The 20190-nt window shown below is 43.8% G+C and carries 20 protein-coding genes and 2 other annotated features (1 of these 22 cut by a window edge); all 20 genes read left to right on the top strand.

Annotated elements, in window-relative coordinates; translation table 11 throughout:
- Window positions 1–153, top strand: a binding site (T-box leader); it begins 59 nt to the left of the window's first position.
- 70 nt (window positions 154–223) lie between these two features.
- Window positions 224–886: a serine O-acetyltransferase gene (cysE, locus tag HM131_RS00540; protein WP_085026933.1), complete on the top strand. Its 663-nt coding sequence runs from the start codon at window positions 224–226 to the stop codon at window positions 884–886.
- On the top strand, window positions 876–2276 hold the full coding sequence (gene cysS / locus HM131_RS00535; RefSeq protein WP_085026931.1) for a cysteine--tRNA ligase: 1401 nt from the start codon (window positions 876–878) through the stop codon (window positions 2274–2276). The genes cysE and cysS overlap by 11 nt, the downstream gene beginning before the upstream one ends.
- 2 nt (window positions 2277–2278) lie before the next feature.
- The gene (locus HM131_RS00530) at window positions 2279–2680 is read left to right on the top strand and encodes a Mini-ribonuclease 3 (RefSeq protein WP_085026929.1); all 402 of its coding nucleotides are present in this window, start codon (window positions 2279–2281) and stop codon (window positions 2678–2680) included.
- Window positions 2677–3420 carry a 23S rRNA (guanosine(2251)-2'-O)-methyltransferase RlmB gene (gene rlmB / locus HM131_RS00525; protein ID WP_085026927.1) on the top strand — a complete coding sequence of 248 codons (744 nt, stop codon included), beginning with the start codon at window positions 2677–2679 and terminating at the stop codon, window positions 3418–3420. The genes HM131_RS00530 and rlmB overlap by 4 nt, the downstream gene beginning before the upstream one ends.
- A gap of 3 nt (window positions 3421–3423) precedes the next feature.
- Window positions 3424–3933 (top strand): NYN domain-containing protein, encoded by a 510-nt coding sequence (locus HM131_RS00520; RefSeq protein ID WP_085026925.1) that lies wholly within the window; start codon window positions 3424–3426, stop codon window positions 3931–3933.
- A gap of 81 nt (window positions 3934–4014) precedes the next feature.
- Window positions 4015–4671 (top strand): RNA polymerase sporulation sigma factor SigH, encoded by a 657-nt coding sequence (gene sigH / locus HM131_RS00515; protein ID WP_085026923.1) that lies wholly within the window; start codon window positions 4015–4017, stop codon window positions 4669–4671.
- A gap of 79 nt (window positions 4672–4750) precedes the next feature.
- On the top strand, window positions 4751–4900 hold the full coding sequence (gene rpmG, locus HM131_RS00510; protein WP_085026921.1) for a 50S ribosomal protein L33: 150 nt from the start codon (window positions 4751–4753) through the stop codon (window positions 4898–4900).
- A gap of 42 nt (window positions 4901–4942) precedes the next feature.
- Window positions 4943–5119: a preprotein translocase subunit SecE gene (gene secE / locus HM131_RS00505; protein ID WP_085026919.1), complete on the top strand. Its 177-nt coding sequence runs from the start codon at window positions 4943–4945 to the stop codon at window positions 5117–5119.
- A 126-nt stretch (window positions 5120–5245) separates the two neighbouring features.
- Window positions 5246–5782: a transcription termination/antitermination protein NusG gene (gene nusG, locus HM131_RS00500; protein ID WP_085031714.1), complete on the top strand. Its 537-nt coding sequence runs from the start codon at window positions 5246–5248 to the stop codon at window positions 5780–5782.
- 220 nt (window positions 5783–6002) lie between these two features.
- Window positions 6003–6428, top strand: a complete 426-nt coding sequence (gene rplK, locus HM131_RS00495; protein WP_027953436.1) for a 50S ribosomal protein L11 — start codon at window positions 6003–6005, stop codon at window positions 6426–6428.
- A gap of 116 nt (window positions 6429–6544) precedes the next feature.
- The gene (gene rplA, locus HM131_RS00490; protein WP_085026917.1) at window positions 6545–7240 is read left to right on the top strand and encodes a 50S ribosomal protein L1; all 696 of its coding nucleotides are present in this window, start codon (window positions 6545–6547) and stop codon (window positions 7238–7240) included.
- A gap of 52 nt (window positions 7241–7292) precedes the next feature.
- Window positions 7293–7445: a sequence feature (ribosomal protein L10 leader region), on the top strand.
- Between the two features lie 39 nt (window positions 7446–7484).
- Window positions 7485–7985, top strand: a complete 501-nt coding sequence (gene rplJ / locus HM131_RS00485; RefSeq protein WP_085026915.1) for a 50S ribosomal protein L10 — start codon at window positions 7485–7487, stop codon at window positions 7983–7985.
- Between the two features lie 53 nt (window positions 7986–8038).
- Window positions 8039–8404 carry a 50S ribosomal protein L7/L12 gene (gene rplL, locus HM131_RS00480; protein WP_085026913.1) on the top strand — a complete coding sequence of 122 codons (366 nt, stop codon included), beginning with the start codon at window positions 8039–8041 and terminating at the stop codon, window positions 8402–8404.
- 80 nt (window positions 8405–8484) lie between these two features.
- Window positions 8485–9087, top strand: coding sequence for a class I SAM-dependent methyltransferase (locus HM131_RS00475; RefSeq protein WP_085026911.1), 603 nt, complete (start codon window positions 8485–8487; stop codon window positions 9085–9087).
- A gap of 315 nt (window positions 9088–9402) precedes the next feature.
- Window positions 9403–12930: a DNA-directed RNA polymerase subunit beta gene (rpoB, locus tag HM131_RS00470; RefSeq protein ID WP_085026909.1), complete on the top strand. Its 3528-nt coding sequence runs from the start codon at window positions 9403–9405 to the stop codon at window positions 12928–12930.
- Window positions 12931–12995: 65 nt separating this feature from the next.
- Complete coding sequence (gene rpoC / locus HM131_RS00465) at window positions 12996–16604, top strand: DNA-directed RNA polymerase subunit beta' (RefSeq protein WP_085026907.1); 3609 nt, start codon at window positions 12996–12998, stop codon at window positions 16602–16604.
- 144 nt (window positions 16605–16748) lie between these two features.
- Window positions 16749–17000 carry a 50S ribosomal protein L7ae-like protein gene (locus HM131_RS00460; protein WP_085026905.1) on the top strand — a complete coding sequence of 84 codons (252 nt, stop codon included), beginning with the start codon at window positions 16749–16751 and terminating at the stop codon, window positions 16998–17000.
- 99 nt (window positions 17001–17099) lie between these two features.
- Window positions 17100–17519, top strand: coding sequence for a 30S ribosomal protein S12 (rpsL, locus tag HM131_RS00455; protein WP_085026903.1), 420 nt, complete (start codon window positions 17100–17102; stop codon window positions 17517–17519).
- Between the two features lie 54 nt (window positions 17520–17573).
- The gene (rpsG, locus tag HM131_RS00450; protein ID WP_085026901.1) at window positions 17574–18044 is read left to right on the top strand and encodes a 30S ribosomal protein S7; all 471 of its coding nucleotides are present in this window, start codon (window positions 17574–17576) and stop codon (window positions 18042–18044) included.
- 42 nt (window positions 18045–18086) lie between these two features.
- Window positions 18087–20165, top strand: a complete 2079-nt coding sequence (gene fusA, locus HM131_RS00445) for an elongation factor G (protein WP_085026899.1) — start codon at window positions 18087–18089, stop codon at window positions 20163–20165.
- Window positions 20166–20190: the final 25 nt, after the last annotated feature.

Below are 20190 nucleotides of genomic sequence, written 5' to 3'. Positions count from 1 at the left end.
GGCTGGAAGTGATTTTAAGGGAAGTCTTCGAAATGCACCTCGGAGTCTTCAGCCGAACGAAGTAGGTTGAAGCGGGTACCTTCCGTTATCAAGGACCAAGTGGGGAATGACTTTTCCCAAACAGAGTGGAACCACGCCTGACGCGTCTCTGTGCATCATTGCACAGAGACGCGTTTTTTATTGTAGGCACTGAATCACTCTTTAATAAAGGAGGAGAGCAAGTATGGGGCTTTTTAAAATGTTGAAGGAAGATGTCAATGTTGTCTTTGATCAGGATCCAGCTGCAAGGACTTATATAGAAGTGATTTTGACGTATTCTGGCCTGCACGCCATATGGGGACATCGAGTGGCGCATGCTTGTTTCAAACGTAAGTTTTTCTTCTTAGCAAGGATCATTTCACAAATCAGCCGCTTTTTTACAGGCATTGAAATACACCCGGGTGCTAAAATCGGCAAACGTTTTTTCATTGACCATGGCATGGGTGTAGTTATTGGTGAAACCTGCGAGATTGGAGATAACGTAACGATATTCCAGGGCGTCACACTTGGGGGAACAGGTAAAGAAAAAGGCAAACGCCACCCTACGCTTTTGGATAATTCCTTAGTCGCGACAGGTGCCAAAGTACTTGGATCCATTACGATCGGGGAAAATTCTAAAGTCGGTGCTGGATCGGTCGTTCTACATGATGTACCGAACAACTCAACTGTCGTCGGTATACCTGGCCACGTCGTCATTCAGGACGGGAAAAAGGTGCGCAAGAAAGATCTTGACCACCATAAGCTGCCTGATCCGGTGTATGACCGCTTGAACCATTTAGAGAAAGAAATCACACATTTACGGAAAGAACTAGAAGAAGCCAAAGGAGTGAACCAGAATGAGTATTAATATTTACAATACACTTACACGGAAAAAGGAACCCTTTCAGCCGCTAGAAGAAGGCAAGGTTAAGATGTATGTGTGCGGCCCGACTGTTTATAACTACATCCACATCGGAAACGCTCGTCCTGCGATTGTTTTTGATACGGTGAGAAGATACTTTGAATATCGCGGATATGATGTCCATTACGTTCTGAATTTCACAGACGTCGATGACAAATTGATCAAAGCGGCAAATGAATTAGGGGAAGAAGTCCCTGAGATTGCTAATCGTTTTATTAAAGCCTACAAGGAAGATGTAGGTGCACTCGGAGTTCAAGAAGCGGTCGATCACCCGCGTGTAACAGAGAACATGGATGAAATTATTGATTTTATCCAAGGGCTGATTGAAAAAGACCATGCGTACGAAGCAGGCGGTGACGTCTATTTCCGTACTCGTTCTTTTGATGGCTATGGTAAACTCTCTCACCAGTCCATTGATGAACTGCGTTCAGGTGCACGCATTGAGGTAGGCGATAAGAAAGAAGATCCGCTTGACTTTACGTTATGGAAAGCAGCAAAACCGAGCGAAATCTCCTGGGAGAGTCCATGGGGGACCGGAAGACCAGGCTGGCACATTGAGTGCTCAACGATGGCAAAAAAATACTTGGGAGAAACGATTGATATCCATGCTGGAGGGCAGGATTTGACCTTCCCGCACCACGAAAATGAAATCGCACAGTCCGAAGCACATAATGGTGAATCCTTTGCGCGGTATTGGATGCATAACGGGTATATTAATATCGAAAATGAAAAAATGTCGAAGTCATTAGGTAACTTCGTTTTGGCTCATGACCTTGTGAAAAGGCACGATCCACAAGTCATTCGCTTCTTTATGCTGAGCGTGCAATACCGCCACCCGATCAATTTCAGTGATGAATTGCTTGAAGGGGCGAAAAGCAGTTTCAACCGTATCAAGAATGCATTTGAAAATATCAAGCACCGTAAAGATTCCAGTTTGAACTTGCAAGAGGACAATGAAAAATGGCTGAAAGAAGTTGATGGATACAAAGAGCAGTTCATTAAAGAGATGGATGATGATTTTAATACGGCAAACGCTATTTCTGTTCTTTTTGACCTGACAAAATCAGCAAACTTGTATCTTCAGGAAAACCAAACTCATTCGGCAGTATTAGAACGTTATGAGAACACATTCAAAGAGCTTACGAATGTTCTAGGAATTGAATTGGAGCAACAGGAAGAACTCTTGGATGAAGAGATCGAACAATTAATTGCTGAACGAAAGCAGGCAAGAAAAGATCGGAACTTCGAACGGGCTGATCAGATCCGTGATGAACTGAAAGAGAGAAACATTATTTTAGAAGATACTTCTCAAGGCACACGCTGGAAGCGGGGATAGAGATGGAAAATGTGAAACAGATGAAAAGTCTCGCCCTTGCTTACATGGGGGATGCGGTTTATGAACTTTACGTACGGAACCATCTGCTGGAGTCGGGTACAGTAAAACCTCAGCATCTCCACCAAGCAGCTGTGAAGTTTGTCTCTGCAGTTTCACAGGCAGAGGTCGTAAAGCATTGGCAGAAAGAAGAGCAATTGACAGAGGAAGAAGAAGGGGTGCTCAGACGTGGCCGCAATGCCAAGTCTGGGTCTGTCCCTAAAAGTACAGATGTACAAACCTATCGCTATTCAACAGCTTTTGAAGCGGTTTTAGGATTTTTATATCTATCTGGTCAAACGGAACGACTGGAAGAACTGATTACTGAAGCCATCCATTTTGTTGAAGAAAGGAGTGGAGAAGAGTGAAGGGAGAATGGATTATCGGGAAAAATCCGGTCCAAGAAGCATTACGTTCAGGACGATCGATCAATAAAGTTCTTGTGTCCGATCAGTTGCAGCATCAAGCTTCAAAGAAGTTAGAACAGCTGGCTAAGGAAAATGGTGTCATTGTTCAAAAAGTTCCTAAGAAAAAAATCGACCAACTCGTCGAGGGCAACCATCAGGGTGTAGCGGCGTCGGTAGCCGCCTATGAGTATAGTGATCTTGAGGACCTTTTTGCTAAGGCTGAAGAAAAAGGGGAAGCTCCCTTCTTTATTATCTGTGATGAAATTGAAGACCCTCACAACCTTGGTTCAATTCTGCGTACAGCGGATGCCAGTGGTGCGCATGGAGTCATCATTCCTAAAAGGCGTTCAGTCGCTTTGACAGGAACAGTTGCAAAAACATCTACAGGGGCGATTGAATACATTCCTGTTGCACGAGTAACGAATCTTGCCCGCACGATTGAAGAGTTGAAGGAGCGTTTTGTCTGGGTCGTCGGGACAGATGCAAAAGGTACAGAAGATTATCGACAATTAGATGGTACGATGCCGATTGCTCTAGTAATTGGCAGTGAAGGAAAAGGCATGAGCCGTCTGACAAAAGAGAAGTGTGACTGGACAGTAAGTCTTCCGATGGCAGGAAAGGTCACCTCGTTAAATGCGTCGGTAGCAGCATCGCTATTGATGTATGAAGTATACAGAAAGCGCCATCCGATTGGTGAATAACTTATGATTGTTCTAATCGTAGATGGGTACAACATGATCGGTGCTTGGCCGGAACTTAAGAGACTGAAGGAAAAAGATCTAGGCCAGGCCCGTGATCTTCTAATAGAAATGCTTGCGGAATATCAATCTTATACTGGCGATCGGATCATTGTCGTTTTTGATGCTTACCATGTTCGAGGCTTAGAAAAAAAACATAAAAATTACAAAGTTGATGTTATTTTTACAAAAGAAAACGAAACGGCAGATGAACGGATAGAAAAATTAGCGGGAGAATTGAATGATGTACGGACCCAGGTCTATGTGGCAACCTCGGATTATGCAGAGCAGCGGACGATCTTTGGACAAGGAGCATTCCGAAAATCTGCTAGAGAATTGTATATCGAGATTAAAAATATTGAAAACCAGATAAAAAAAGATGTTGAATCTCACAATCAAGTACAGTACCAGCCGAAAATACCGATGAACGAAGAAGTAAGAAAATTATTTGAAAAATGGCGGCGAGGAGATAAATAATTCTGACAACTTGTTGACGCTATTCAAGCGCTTACTGTATAATATTGCTATATTGAGGTAGCACGGTCGGGGGGATCCTGTGTGAGCATCATTCAAACGGAGATGGACATCAATGAGTTGGATCTTAGCAAGCTTGAGGATGAAGCGATTATCGAACGGATTAATCAAGGTCAGGTCCAAGCTCTCGATTATTTAATTAATAAGTACAAGAACTTTGTTCGCGCTAAAGCTCGGACTTACTTTCTTATTGGCGCAGACCGGGAAGATATTGTGCAGGAAGGTATGATTGGTCTTTATAAAGCTATCCGCGATTACCAGGAAGGAAAGCTGTCTTCTTTTAAAGCCTTTGCCGAACTATGCGTCACCCGTCAAATTATTACCGCAATCAAAACTGCCACCAGACAAAAGCACATCCCTTTAAATTCCTACGTTTCACTGGACAAGCCTATTTATGACGAAGAATCTGATCGGACATTGTTAGATGTGATCGCTGGCTCTAAAGCCATCGATCCACAAGAATTGATTGTTAACAAAGAAAAATTTTCTGACATGGAAGAAAAAATTTCAGAGTTGTTAAGCGAATTAGAGAAGAAAGTCCTCTCCCTATACTTGGACGGGCGTTCGTATCAGGAGATTTCAGTCGAGCTTGATCGTCACGTAAAATCCATAGATAATGCTTTGCAACGGGTAAAAAGAAAACTTGAGAAATACTTGGAGATTAGCGAAATCACTCTATAAATGGAAGATTGACAGGCTTTAGGAAGAGTGCTACATTTATTGAGTGTGTAAACCTCTAAATGAAGAGGATGACGAATCAATGCGAAAAAAAGTAGTATTAGCTTGTACTGAATGCTCTAGTCGAAACTATAGTTCATATAAAAATCAATCGAGTCAATCCGAACGTCTAGAAGTTCGTAAGTTTTGCAAGAGGTGCGGGAAACACACCTTGCATCGCGAAACGAAATAGAGAAAGAAGCCGGCAGGCACAAGTTTGGGGGGTATGGCATCCATGTTTAAGTTCTTTAAGAACGTAGCTAGAGAAATGCGCAAGGTCAGCTGGCCAAAAGGTCGTGAACTTACTCGTTATACGATTACCGTTTTAGCTACAGTAGCTTTCGTTGCCGTTTTCTTTGCCGTTGTTGATCTTGGGATATCCCAGGTACTTGAACTCATTGCTAAAGAATAGTACAGTAGATTTTATGCTATAATAGGAGATAGACTCACAAAAAACCCGTTTAACGGGTTTTTTATGTTGGAAAAAAGTATTAAATTTAATATAAGGGAGGGAAGGGCAAGCATTTGTCCTGTTCAAATGGAAAAAAGATGGTATGTTGTTCACACCTATTCAGGTTATGAAAACAAAGTAAAGACCAACTTAGAAAAGCGTGTCGAGTCAATGGGAATGGAAGATAAAATTTTTCGTGTGCTAGTCCCTGAAGACGAAGAAGCGGAAATTAAGAATGGTAAAAGAAAAATAGCAAAGAAGAAAGTATTCCCGGGTTACGTTTTAGCTGAGATGGTCATGACGGATGATTCTTGGTATGTCGTACGGAATACGCCAGGTGTCACAGGGTTCGTTGGATCGACTGGCTCCGGCTCTAAACCAATCCCTCTCCTTCCTGAAGAAGTGGACACTGTTCTCAAACGTATGGGTATGAACGAAAAACCGAAAACAGAGGTTGACTTTGAGGTGAAGGAAAGTGTTAAAGTAACGGACGGACCTTTCGCAAACTTTACTGGAACGATCGAGTATATTGATACGGATAAACAGAAAGTAAAAGTCCACGTCAACATGTTCGGCCGTGAAACGCCGGTAGAGTTAGACTTCTCCCAAATCGAAAAATTATAGATTTGAACGAGGATCGCCCAGGTCAGCACAGATAAATCAATGTCCGAAATTCATTGACCATTTAAAAAATCACCCCCTCCCCCTTGCATTCTTCTAATAAAGATGCTAGAATTTTTATGTTCTTTATGTGCCTCAATCGGAGAGGCGTTAAGCATATTGCAAAATGAGTGGGAGGGGTTTTCCCTATTACCACATCACGGACTTTAAGGAGGTGTGTCTCGTGGCTAAAAAAGTTATTAATGTTGTAAAGCTTCAAATTCCTGCAGGTAAAGCGAACCCAGCACCGCCAGTAGGACCAGCACTAGGTCAAGCGGGTATTAACATCATGGGTTTCTGTAAGGAGTTTAACGCTCGTACTCAGGAACAAGCGGGTACGATTATCCCAGTTGAAATTACGGTATATGAAGACCGTTCCTTTACATTCGTTACGAAAACTCCACCTGCTGCTGTTCTTCTTAAGAAAGCGGCTGGTATTGAATCAGGTTCTGGTGAGCCAAACCGTAACAAAGTCGCTTCTGTAAAACGCGACCAAGTACGCGAAATCGCAGAAACGAAAATGCCTGATTTGAATGCTGCTGACGTTGAAGCTGCAATGCGCATGGTAGAAGGTACTGCGCGCAGTATGGGAATCACAATCGAAGATTAATCCCACAGCGTCATCTGGAGAGATAGGAAAGGTTGCGGAACTGGAGCTTAGACCTCTTTCGCAACCTTTATTCGTGGGAGGAAAATCCGTTAAAACCACAAAGGAGGAAAATTAAAATGGCTAAAAAAACTAAGAAGCAACAAGAACTTCAAAAGCTTGTTGACCGTACAAAAGCTTATGATGTAAATGAAGCAATTAAGCTTGTACAAGAAACTGCAAAAGCAAACTTTGATGAAACTGTTGAAGCTGCGTTCCGTCTAGGTGTTGACCCTAAGAAAGCGGACCAGCAAATCCGTGGAGCTATGGTGCTTCCTCACGGTACAGGTAAATCCCAGCGTGTGCTTGTTTTCGCTAAAGGTGATAAAGCGAAAGAAGCAGAAGCAGCAGGTGCTGACTACGTAGGTGAACAAGACCTAATCAACAAGATCAACCAAGGCTGGTTTGATTTTGACGTAGTTGTAGCGACTCCTGACATGATGGCTGAAGTAGGTAAGCTTGGTCGTGTACTAGGACCTAAAGGTCTTATGCCAAACCCTAAAACAGGTACAGTAACATTCGAAGTGGAAAAAGCGGTTAACGAAATCAAAGCTGGTAAAGTAGAATACCGCGTTGATAAAGCTGCTAACATCCACGTTCCAATCGGAAAAGCTTCTTTCGACCAAGACAAATTGGTTGAGAACTTCGAAGCAATTACTGAAACACTTGTTAAAGCTAAGCCTCAAGCGGCTAAAGGAACTTACATGCGTAATGCTGCTGTTTCATCAACAATGGGACCTGGAATCAAAGTTGATGTTTCTGCTTACACAAAATAAGTAATTTATTGTTGACTTTCCATTGCTGATTAGTTACAATTAGTAATGTTGTATAAATGAATACGTTATACCGTAGACAGTAGGTGCGGATCTCCCGCTTAATTTCCTGCCGAGGTGTGTGAATAAACAAAGCAGCGCCATTTGCTGCCCTGCTTTGTCATACAGTACCTCCATGTCTACATGGAGGTACTTTTTATGTGAGCCTTCCGAACGGTATGATGATCAGTCAATAGGAGGTGGAACGATGAGCAGTATTATCGAACAGAAAAAGCAGGTTGTATCTGAGCTAGCTGATAAGTTCCGCAACAGTAAATCTGCAGTAGTTGTAGATTACCGCGGTCTTGATGTAGCAGAAGTTACAGAGCTTCGTTCACAGCTTCGCGAAGCTGGCGTAGATTTCAAAGTGTACAAAAACACAATGGCTCGCCGTGCGACGGAGGAAGTTGAACTATCTGAACTTCATGAAGTGCTACAAGGTCCAACTGCACTAGCATTCCATGCTGAGGACGCTGTAGCCCCAGCAAAAGTTCTTAACAACTTTGCTAAAGATCACGAAAACCTTGAAATCAAAGGTGGTGTGGTTGAAGGACAAGTTGCAACTCTTGAGCAAATCAAAGAGCTTGCGAACCTTCCAAACTACGAAGGTCTTGTATCTATGTTCCTAAGCGTACTACAAGCACCTATCCGCAACTTCGCATACGCGACAAAAGCTATTGCGGATCAAAAAGAAGAAGAAAGCGCGTAAGTTAGCGTTCGTTTTAAACTATAAACTTAAAATTAATAAGGAGGAAATTTCTCATGTCTAACGAACAAATCATTGAAGCGATTAAAGAAATGTCTGTTCTTGAGCTTAACGATCTAGTAAAAGCAATCGAAGAAGAATTTGGTGTATCCGCTGCTGCTCCAGTAGCTGCTGGTGCTCCTGCTGCAGGTGGCGAAGCTGCTGAAGAGCAAACAGAATTCGACGTAGTTCTAGAATCTGCTGGATCTTCTAAGATCAAAGTTGTTAAAGCAGTACGTGAAATCACTGGTCTTGGTCTTAAAGACGCAAAAGACCTTGTTGACAACGCTCCTAAAGCTGTCAAAGAAGGCATTGCTAAAGAAGAAGCAGAAGAAATCAAGTCTCAGCTTGAAGAAGCTGGCGCAACAGTTGAACTTAAGTAATTTGATGTTGAAAGTAAAGCTCGCTGATTATCGGCGGGCTTTCTTTTTCTTACTAGATTATTAAAGAAGGTGTTCGGATTATGTCGGAACATTACTATTCAAAGAAAACCACTGCCGAGAGTGATGAAAAATCTTGGTCTTTTAGTTTGAGAGACCATACGTTAGACTTTACTACCGATAACGCCGTTTTTTCTAAAAGAGAAGTAGACTATGGATCCAGGCTGCTCATTGAATCTTATGAAGAGCCGCAAGTAGACGGTGACTTGCTTGATCTGGGGTGCGGATACGGTCCGGTCGGCATATCGCTGGCAAAGGATTTTCCAGATCGGCATGTATGGATGGTGGACGTAAACGAGCGAGCTTTGAGTTTAGCTGATAGAAACGCTAAACAAAACGCTGTGACGAACATAACCATTCAAGAGAGTGATCGTTTGCAAGGATTAGGTGAGCATAAATTTGCTTCCATTTTGACAAACCCTCCAATACGAGCCGGAAAAAAGGTCGTCCATCAAATGTTTGAAGAATCGTATAAAGCATTACTGGACCAAGGAGAATTGTGGGTCGTCATTCAGAAGAAGCAGGGCGCTCCATCTGCCAAACAAAAAATAGAAGATTTGTTTGGAAATGTTGAAGTAGTTGTGAAGCAAAAAGGGTATTACATCCTTAAGGCATTAAAAGTTTGACTGGCCAATCTATTTGTGCTAGTATTGAAAAATGCCAATATGACTGAAGTCTGTCAAGTCTTTTTTTCTAATATGTATAAAAAAATGATAGACGGTTAGAATGGTAAAAATCGAACACAAAGTAAATGAGGTTTTTGAATGAGCAAAACCCTTTTTCTTTTTTGTCTAACGTTAGAGAGAAATGAAGAATCACCATTTGCTATAGTGGCGAATGTTTAAATAGTGCTTGTGGCAAGATCAACCGCAAGCCTGTTCGGCATGTCTTGCCGGACCCTTTTTTCGTTATAAAAATGCTTGATTTGAGGGGTGAATCAGTTGACAGGTCAACTAGTTCAGTATGGACGACACCGCCAACGCAGAAGTTATGCACGCATCAGTGAAGTATTAGAGTTACCGAACTTGATCGAGATTCAAACCGCTTCTTATGATTGGTTCTTAGAAGAAGGTTTGAAAGAGATGTTCCAGGATATCTCTCCAATCGAAGATTTCACAGGTAATCTCTCACTTGAGTTTGTAGACTACAGCTTAGGCGAACCAAAGTATCCAGTCGATGAGTCAAAGGATCGCGACGTAACATATAACGCACCGCTTCGTGTGAAAGTCCGTCTATTAAATAATGAGACAGGCGAAGTGAAAGAGCAAGAAGTGTTTATGGGTGATTTCCCACTGATGACAGACACAGGTACCTTTATTATAAATGGTGCTGAACGTGTTATTGTTTCTCAGCTTGTTCGCTCTCCAAGTGTCTATTACAACAAAAAGATTGATAAAAACGGTAAGAAAGGCTATACCGCAACGGTAATCCCGAACCGCGGTGCATGGTTAGAGTTCGAAACCGACGCGAAAGATGTTGTACATGTTCGTATCGATCGTACTCGTAAATTGCCGATCACCGTTCTTCTTCGTGCTTTAGGTTTCGGTACAGACCAGGAAATCATCGATATTATTGGTGATAACGAATATCTGAAGAATACACTCGAAAAAGATAACACGGAAAATAGCGAGAAAGCTCTTTTAGAAATCTATGAACGTCTGCGTCCTGGTGAGCCGCCGACAGTAGAAAATGCGAAGAGTTTACTTGTTTCCCGTTTCTTTGATCCGAAGCGTTATGACTTAGCGCGTGTCGGACGATATAAAATGAACAAAAAGCTTCATATTAAGGATCGTTTGTTTAATCAAACGCTTGCTGAAACACTCGTCGATGAAGAAACAGGCGAAGTTTTAGCAGAGAAGGGCGACAAGATTGATCGTCGGTTGTTAAACAAACTTATTCCTCACTTTGATAGTGATGAAGCGAATCTTAGTGAACAATCATTGGAGCCTGTAGAAGGTGTGCTTGAAGACCCTATCCGTGTACAGTCTGTGAAAATTGTAGATCCGACTGATCCGGAAGGTGAAAAGTCTATCAATGTTATCGGAAATGCCAACATTGATCGTGATGTGAAGAACATTACACCAGCTGATATTCTTTCTGCAATCAGCTACTTCTTCAACCTCTTGCACAATGTAGGCGGTACAGACGATATCGACCACTTAGGTAACCGTCGTCTTCGTTCTGTTGGTGAACTTCTTCAGAACCAGTTCCGTATCGGATTGTCCCGTATGGAGCGTGTGGTGCGTGAGCGTATGTCTATTCAGGATACGTCATCTATTACACCGCAACAGCTGATTAACATCCGGCCGGTGATTGCGTCGATTAAAGAGTTCTTCGGAAGCTCACAGCTATCTCAGTTCATGGACCAGACGAACCCGCTAGCAGAATTGACACACAAACGTCGTCTTTCTGCATTAGGACCAGGTGGTTTGACTCGAGAACGTGCTGGTTTCGAAGTGCGTGACGTACACTACTCTCACTACGGCCGTATGTGTCCGATTGAAACACCAGAGGGACCAAACATCGGTTTGATTAACTCCTTGTCTTCCTATGCGAAGGTCAACGAGTTCGGTTTCATTGAAACTCCATACCGTCGTGTGGATCCTGATACAAATAAAGTTACAGAGCAGATCGATTATCTGACTGCAGATGAGGAAGATAACTATGTCGTGGCTCAGGCCAACGCGAAGCTAGAAGATGACGGCTCGTTCGTTGATGAAGAAGTCATCGCTCGTTTCCGTGGTGAAAACACGGTAGTTCAACGTGATCGTCTTGATTACATGGACGTATCACCGAAGCAGGTTGTTTCTGCAGCGACTGCTTGTATCCCGTTCTTAGAGAACGATGACTCTAACCGCTCTCTAATGGGTGCGAACATGCAGCGACAAGCTGTACCGTTGCTTAAGCCGGACGCTCCGCTTGTTGGTACAGGCATGGAGTATGTCTCTGGTAAAGACTCTGGTGCTGCTGTCATTTGCCGTCACGAAGGAATCGTTGAGCGTGTGGAAGCAAAAGAAGTACTAGTGCGCCGCGTTTCTGAAGTGGATGGAAGAGAAGTTGAAGGTGACCTTGATCGTTACCGTCTACAGAAATTCATCCGTTCCAACCAAGGTAGCTGCTACAACCAGCGCCCAATTGTTTCTAAGGGAGATCGCGTTACAAAAGGTGAAATCCTTGCTGACGGTCCATCTATGGATATGGGTGAACTAGCACTTGGTCAAAACCCGCTAGTAGCCTTTATGACATGGGATGGTTATAACTATGAGGACGCGATCATCATGAGTGAGCGCCTAGTAAAAGATGACGTTTACACATCTATTCATATAGAAGAATATGAGTCTGAAGCTCGTGATACGAAGCTTGGACCAGAAGAAATCACCCGAGATATTCCTAACGTGGGTGAAGATGCCCTTCGCGACTTAGATGATCGAGGGATCATTCGTGTCGGTGCGGAAGTCAGCGACGGCGACTTACTTGTAGGTAAGGTCACTCCTAAAGGGGTAACTGAGCTTTCGGCTGAAGAGCGCCTTCTTCACGCAATCTTTGGTGAAAAAGCACGCGAAGTTCGTGACACATCTCTTCGTGTACCACACGGAGCTGGCGGAATCGTATTGGATGTGAAGATCTTTAACCGTGAAGACGGGGACGAACTTCCACCAGGGGTAAACCAGTTGATCCGTGTTTACATCGTTCAGAAGCGTAAGATTTCTGAAGGTGATAAGATGGCTGGACGTCACGGTAACAAAGGTGTTATTTCTAAGATCCTTCCGGAAGAAGATATGCCGTTCCTTCCTGATGGAACACCAGTTGACATCATGTTGAACCCATTAGGTGTACCATCACGTATGAACATTGGACAGGTGCTTGAATTGCATCTGGGTATGGCTGCTCGCCTGTTAGGTGAAAGAGTCGCTACCCCAGTATTCGATGGGGCGCGTGAGGAAGACGTTTGGGAAACACTTGAAGAGGCTGGTATGTCTCGTGATGCGAAGACCATTCTTTATGATGGACGTACAGGTGAACCGTTTGACAACCGAGTATCTGTAGGTGTCATGTATATGATTAAGCTTGCACACATGGTTGATGACAAACTTCACGCTCGTTCCACAGGTCCTTATTCACTTGTTACGCAACAACCGCTTGGTGGTAAAGCACAATTCGGTGGACAGCGTTTCGGTGAGATGGAGGTATGGGCACTTGAAGCTTACGGTGCTGCATACACCCTTCAAGAGATTCTGACCGTTAAATCGGATGACGTTGTAGGTCGTGTGAAGACTTACGAAGCCATTGTCAAAGGTGATAATGTTCCAGAACCAGGAGTTCCAGAATCCTTTAAAGTACTAATCAAAGAACTTCAAAGTCTTGGTATGGACGTGAAGATTCTGTCTGGTGACGAACAGGAAATCGAAATGCGTGATATCGAAGAAGAGCAAACGAAAGAATCCGAGAACTTAAATCTAGACGATTAATAGACTCCAGAAGCTCGTGTTCTAAGCTTAGGGAAAACCCGGATACTAAAAGGGAGGTAGGCCCCTTGCTAGATGTAAACAATTTTGAGTATATGAAAATTGGCTTGGCTTCACCGGACAAGATTCGCTCTTGGTCCTACGGTGAGGTCAAGAAGCCAGAAACGATCAACTATCGTACGTTAAAACCAGAAAAAGACGGCTTATTCTGTGAACGTATCTTCGGCCCGCAAAAAGACTGGGAATGTCACTGTGGTAAATACAAACGTGTCCGCTATAAAGGTGTCGTTTGTGACCGTTGTGGTGTCGAGGTAACAAAAGCGAAAGTACGTCGTGAGCGTATGGGGCACCTGGAACTAGCTGCCCCTGTCTCTCACATCTGGTATTTTAAAGGAATTCCAAGTCGTATGGGTCTTGTCCTGGACATGTCCCCACGCGCATTGGAAGAAGTCATTTATTTCGCTGCTTATATCGTTACAGACCCAGGTGAAACAGCTCTTGAGAGAAAGCAGCTTCTTTCCGAGAAGGAATACCGTTCCTATCGTGAGAAGTTCGGTCAAGGTTTCCAAGCTGCCATGGGTGCAGAAGCGATTCGAAAGCTTCTTTTCGATATCGATTTGGACGGTGAAGTAGATACACTGAAAGAAGAACTGAAAACAGCTCAAGGTCAGCGTCGTACGCGTGCAATCAAACGCTTGGAAGTTCTTGAATCATTCCGTAACTCAGGAAACGATCCTTCGTGGATGATCCTGGATGTGCTTCCAGTCATCCCGCCAGAGCTTCGTCCGATGGTTCAGTTGGATGGAGGGCGTTTTGCTACATCTGACTTGAACGACCTTTATCGTCGTGTTATCAACCGTAACAACCGTCTGAAGCGCTTGTTGGATCTTGGTGCACCGACAATAATCGTTCAAAACGAGAAGCGTATGCTTCAGGAAGCTGTCGACGCTTTGATTGATAATGGTCGCCGCGGCCGTCCTGTAACAGGACCAGGAAACCGTCCGCTTAAATCTCTTTCTCACATGCTGAAAGGTAAGCAAGGACGTTTCCGTCAAAACTTACTTGGTAAACGTGTAGACTATTCCGGTCGTTCCGTTATCGTTGTTGGTCCTTCACTGAAAATGTATCAATGTGGACTTCCGAAAGAAATGGCACTTGAGCTATTCAAGCCTTTTGTCATGAAGGAACTTGTATCTCGCGGACTAGCCCACAACATTAAGTCAGCGAAACGTAAAATTGAACGTGTACACCATGAAGTGTGGGACGTTTTAGAAGACGTCATCAAAGAGCACCCGGTACTATTAAACCGTGCACCGACCCTTCACCGTTTGGGTATCCAGGCGTTCGAACCGACTCTTGTAGAGGGTCGCGCCATCCGCCTTCACCCACTCGTATGTACAGCGTACAACGCCGACTTCGACGGAGACCAAATGGCTGTTCACGTACCATTGTCTTCAGAAGCTCAGGCAGAAGCGCGCATTCTTATGCTTGCTGCTCAAAACATCCTTAATCCTAAGGATGGTAAGCCGGTTGTTACACCATCACAGGATATGGTACTAGGTAACTATTACCTTACTCTTGAGCGTCAAGGGGCTGTCGGTGAAGGTATGTTCTTCAAAGACTTGAACGAAGCTCTTATGGCGTACCAAAACGGATATGTACACTTGCATACGCGTGTAGCTGTACAAGCAAGCTCACTTAATAATGAAACATTTACTGAGGAACAGAATCAGCAGCTTCTGCTTACGACAGTAGGTAAGTTGATTTTCAACGAAATGCTGCCTTCGTCCTTCCCATATATTAATGAACCGACTCAAGAAAACCTTGAGGTTAAGACTCCAGATCAATACTTTGTGCCTCACGGAACGGACATTCGCAAAGAAATTTCCAGCCGTGATGAAGTATCACCATTCAAGAAGGGTATTTTAGGAGATATCATTGCAGAAGTCTTCAAACGATTCTCAATCAGTGAAACTTCTAAGATGCTTGACCGAATGAAAGATCTAGGGTTCGCTTATTCTACGAAAGCCGGTATTACGGTCGGTGTCTCTGACGTCGTCGTACTACCAGAGAAACAAGAGATTCTTGATGAAGGTCAAGAAAAAGTAGATAAAGTGATGAAACAATTCCGTCGTGGTCTGATTACAGAGGAAGAACGCTATGATCGTGTCATTGAGATCTGGTCTGCGGCTAAAGATGACATTCAAAACCGCTTGATGAAATCCTTAGACCCGACCAACCCGATCTTTATGATGAGTGATTCCGGAGCGCGTGGTAACGCATCTAACTTTACACAGTTAGCTGGTATGCGTGGTCTAATGGCCAACCCGGCTGGACGAATCATCGAACTTCCGATCAAATCAAGCTTCCGTGAAGGCTTGACGGTACTTGAATACTTTATTTCCACTCACGGTGCCCGTAAAGGTCTTGCCGATACGGCCCTTAAGACAGCTGACTCAGGTTACTTGACCCGGCGTCTTGTTGATGTTGCTCAAGATGTAATCGTACGTGAAGATGATTGTGGTACAGACCGTGGATTGACAGTACAATCTCTTACAGAGGGTACAGAGGTCATCGAACCATTAATCGACCGCTTAATCGGGCGTACAGCTTTCCAAACGATCAAGCATCCTGAAACAGGCGATGTTCTTGCAAGTCGCAATGAAGTCATTTTCGAAGATGCAGCTAAACAAATTGTTGATGCAGGCATTGAAAAAGTTGTAATCCGTTCAGCGTTCACATGTAACACGAAACATGGTGTATGTAAGAAGTGTTACGGACGTAACCTTGCTACAGGTGATGAGGTTGAAGTCGGAGAAGCTGTCGGAATTATCGCGGCACAGTCCATCGGTGAACCAGGTACACAGCTTACAATGCGTACCTTCCACACAGGTGGGGTAGCCGGAGATGACATCACGCAAGGTCTTCCGCGTATCCAGGAGATTGTGGAAGCTCGTAATCCTAAAGGGCAAGCTGTTATCACTGAGATCGACGGCACAGTTGAAGAAGTCAACGAAGTGAAAGAGAAACAGGAGATTGTGGTCCAAGGTTCTGTTGAAACACGTTCCTACACAGCACCATACGGCGCACGCCTTAAAGTTTCTGTCGGTGATGAGGTGAAAGCCGGAGAACCACTTACTGAAGGTTCCATCGATCCGAAAGAACTACTGACTGTTCAAGGTCTGGATGGCGTACAAGAGTACCTTCTGAAAGAAGTTCAGAAAGTTTACCGTATGCAAGGTGTTGAAATCTCTGACAAACACGTAGAAGTTATGGTTCGCCAGATGCTTCGTAAAATCCGTGTTCTTGACTCTGGAGACACAGATGTGCTGCCAGGATCACTCCTTGAGATCCACCAGTTCAAAGAAGCTAACCAAAAAGCACTTATGGAAGGTGGACAGCCAGCAGTTGGACGTCCAGTTATCCTTGGTATTACCAAAGCATCGCTTGAAACGGACAGCTTCTTGTCAGCCGCATCCTTCCAGGAGACAACTCGTGTCTTGACGGATGCAGCCATTAAAGGTAAGCGTGATGAATTGCTTGGCCTGAAAGAAAATGTTATTATCGGTAAGCTTGTTCCTGCTGGTACGGGTATGACTCGATACCGTAAGATTCAAGCACAATCCGAGGCGTCTCAAGAAACAGCAGAGCAGCCTGAAGAAGTCACACAATCCTAAAATAAAATAGATAGATGTTAACAAAGGGTAAAAAATCAGGAAGCACCCAAAAAACTACCTAAAATGCAGTTGACATGCATTTTAGGTAGTGATAATATAATCAAGGTGCTTCCATTTATCCTTGTTACTTTGGAGGATATGAACATGTCTTATGAAAAAGTAGCACAGGCTAAAGCAGATATAGTAATTGGGACCAAACAAACACTTAAAGCCATGAAAAATGGTGAAGTGAGTGAAGTCATAACGGCTGATGATGCTGATCAGTCGATGACCACAAAAGTAGTGAAGTTAGCCAGGCAAATGAACATTCCGCATACCAATGTCCCATCTATGAAAGAGTTGGGAAATGCATGCGGCATCGATGTTGGCGCAGCTACTGTGGCGATAAAGCAATAAAGTTTTGGCGGTGATTCGCGAAAGCTTTGTTTTTTGCCTTTTAATGAACCACCTGGATGTGTGGTATTAAAAATAAGTGAAGAAGGGAGGATATCAAACATGCCTACTATTAATCAATTAGTACGTAAAGGACGTGTGAGCAAGACTAAACAATCTAACGCTCCAGCTTTGAACAAAGGTTACAACAGCTACAAAAAGCGTATGACTGACCAGTCTGCTCCTCAAAAACGTGGAGTTTGCACACGTGTTGGTACAATGACACCTAAGAAACCGAACTCTGCACTTCGTAAATATGCACGTGTTCGTTTGACTAACCAGCTTGAGGTTAACGCTTATATCCCTGGTATCGGCCACAACCTTCAAGAGCACAGTGTTGTTCTTATCCGTGGCGGTAAAGTTAAAGACTTGCCAGGTGTACGTTACCACATCGTTCGTGGTGCTCTTGACACTGCAAGCGTTGAAGGTCGTATGCAAGGTCGTTCTAAATACGGTACGAAAAAACCTAAAGCTAAAAAATAATCGATATGAGAATATCGCTTAAATAAAAAAGTTTCAGAGAAGGGAGGGGAACATATGCCACGTAAAGGTCCAGTAGCTAAACGTGATGTGTTACCAGATCCGATGTATAGTTCTAAGCTTGTTACTCGCCTGATCAACCAAATCATGGTTGACGGTCAGCGCGGAAAAGCTCAGAAAATCCTTTATAAATCTTTCGAGCTAGTTCAAGAGCGTAGCGGCAATGACGCTATGGAAACTTTTGATCAAGCCATGAAAAACGTAATGCCTGTATTGGAAGTCCGCGCTCGTCGTGTGGGTGGTTCCAACTACCAGGTACCAGTAGAGGTTCGTCCTGAGCGTCGTCAGGCTTTAGGCTTGCGCTTCATCGTTAACTATGCGCGTCTCCGCGGTGAGAAAACGATGGAAGAACGCTTGGCTAACGAAATTCTAGATGCAGCAAACAACACGGGTGCAGCTGTTAAGCGCCGTGAAGAAATGCACAAAATGGCTGAAGCGAACAAAGCATTCGCTCACTATCGTTGGTAAGTTTCCACAAAATAATTTTTCATTCAGGAAGGAGAAAGATTCATGCCTAGAGAGTTCTCCTTGGAAAAGACTCGTAATATCGGGATTATGGCTCACATCGATGCTGGTAAAACAACAGCAACTGAGCGTATTCTTTTCTACACAGGACGTATCCACAAAATTGGCGAAACTCACGAAGGAGCTTCCCAAATGGACTGGATGGAGCAGGAACAAGAGCGCGGAATTACAATCACTTCCGCTGCGACAACTGCTCAATGGAAAGGTCACCGTATCAACATCATTGATACACCTGGACACGTAGACTTCACAGTTGAAGTTGAACGTTCCTTGCGTGTACTTGATGGATCAGTAGCTGTCCTTGATGCGCAGTCTGGTGTTGAACCACAAACAGAAACTGTTTGGCGCCAAGCGACAACATACGGTGTTCCACGTATTGTTTTCGTTAACAAAATGGACAAAGTCGGTGCAGACTTCGTTTACTCCTTGGGTACGTTGAAAGACCGCCTAGGAGCAAATGCTGCAGCCGTACAACTTCCAATCGGTGCAGAAGATGAATTCGAAGGAATCATTGATCTTGTAACGATGGAAGCATACTACTACTTGGATGACTTGGGTACACGTGCAGAATCACGCCCAATTCCTGATGAGTATAAAGATCAAGCTGAAGAGTTCCGTGCTAAGCTAGTTGAAGCTGTAGCTGAACTTGATGAAGACTTGATGATGCAGTACCTTGAGGGAGAAGAAATCACAAATGATCAGCTGAAAGCGGCTATCCGTACAGCAACTCTAAGTGTAGACTTCTATCCTGTATTCTGTGGTTCTGCATTTAAGAACAAAGGTGTTCAACTTCTAATTGATGGAGTTATCGATTATCTTCCATCTCCATTAGATGTACCTCCAATTGAAGGTCACGTACCTCAAACAGAGGAGCCTGTTGTTCGTAAAGCAGACGATAAAGAGCCGTTCTCTGCATTGGCCTTTAAAGTTGCCACAGACCCTTATGTTGGTAAACTTACATTCTTCCGTGTGTACTCTGGTGTACTATCATCTGGTTCATACGTGAAGAACTCAACGAAAGATAAGCGTGAGCGTGTAGGACGTATCCTGCAAATGCACGCAAACTCTCGTGAAGAGATTTCTGAAGTGTATTGCGGTGATATCGCTGGTGCGGTAGGCCTTAAAGACACTGGTACAGGTGACACGCTGTGTGACGAGAAGAGTCTTGTTATTCTTGAGTCCATGGAATTCCCTGAGCCTGTTATCTCTGTAGCCATTGAGCCGAAGTCTAAAGCAGACCAGGATAAAATGGCTGTAGCACTTGGTAAACTTGCAGAAGAGGATCCAACTTTCCAAACGGAAACGAACGTTGAAACTGGGCAAACGATCATCGCTGGTATGGGTGAGCTTCACCTTGATATCATCGTTGACCGCCTGAAGCGTGAGTTCAAAGTTGAAGCGAATATTGGTGCTCCACAAGTTGCCTACCGCGAAACATTCCGCGGAAGTGCACAAGTTGAAGGTAAATTCGTACGTCAGTCCGGTGGTCGTGGACAGTTCGGACACGTATGGGTTGAATTCGAGCCTAACGAAGAAGGTGCTGGCTTCGAATTCGTTAACAAGATCGTTGGTGGTGTAGTACCACGTGAATATATTCCATCCGTAGAACAAGGAATCAAAGAATCTATGGAAAATGGTGTACTTGCGGGTTACCCAATGGTAGACATCAAAGCCACTCTTTATGATGGTTCTTACCACGATGTCGACTCCAACGAAATGGCCTTTAAAGTTGCTGCTTCCATGGCGCTTAAAGAGGCTAAGAACAAGTGTAAACCAGTTCTTCTTGAACCAATGATGAAAGTCGAAGTTGTAATTCCAGAAGAATATATGGGAGATATCATGGGTGACGTAACTTCCCGTCGTGGACGTGTAGAAGGTATGGAAACTCGTGGTACAGCACAAGTTGTTAAAGCATTCGTTCCACTTTCTGAAATGTTCGGTTACGCAACAGCATTGCGTTCCAACACTCAAGGTCGCGGAACGTATACAATGCACTTTGACCACTATGAAGAAGTTCCGAAGAGCATCTCTGAGGAAATCATCAAGAAAAATGCTGGTCAGTAATTGATTTTTTCTACGAGTTAAAGTA

The organism is Halobacillus mangrovi (genome assembly GCF_002097535.1).
Classification (GTDB): domain Bacteria; phylum Bacillota; class Bacilli; order Bacillales; family Halobacillaceae; genus Halobacillus; species Halobacillus mangrovi_A.
This window is presented reverse-complemented; position numbering and strand designations above follow the sequence as displayed.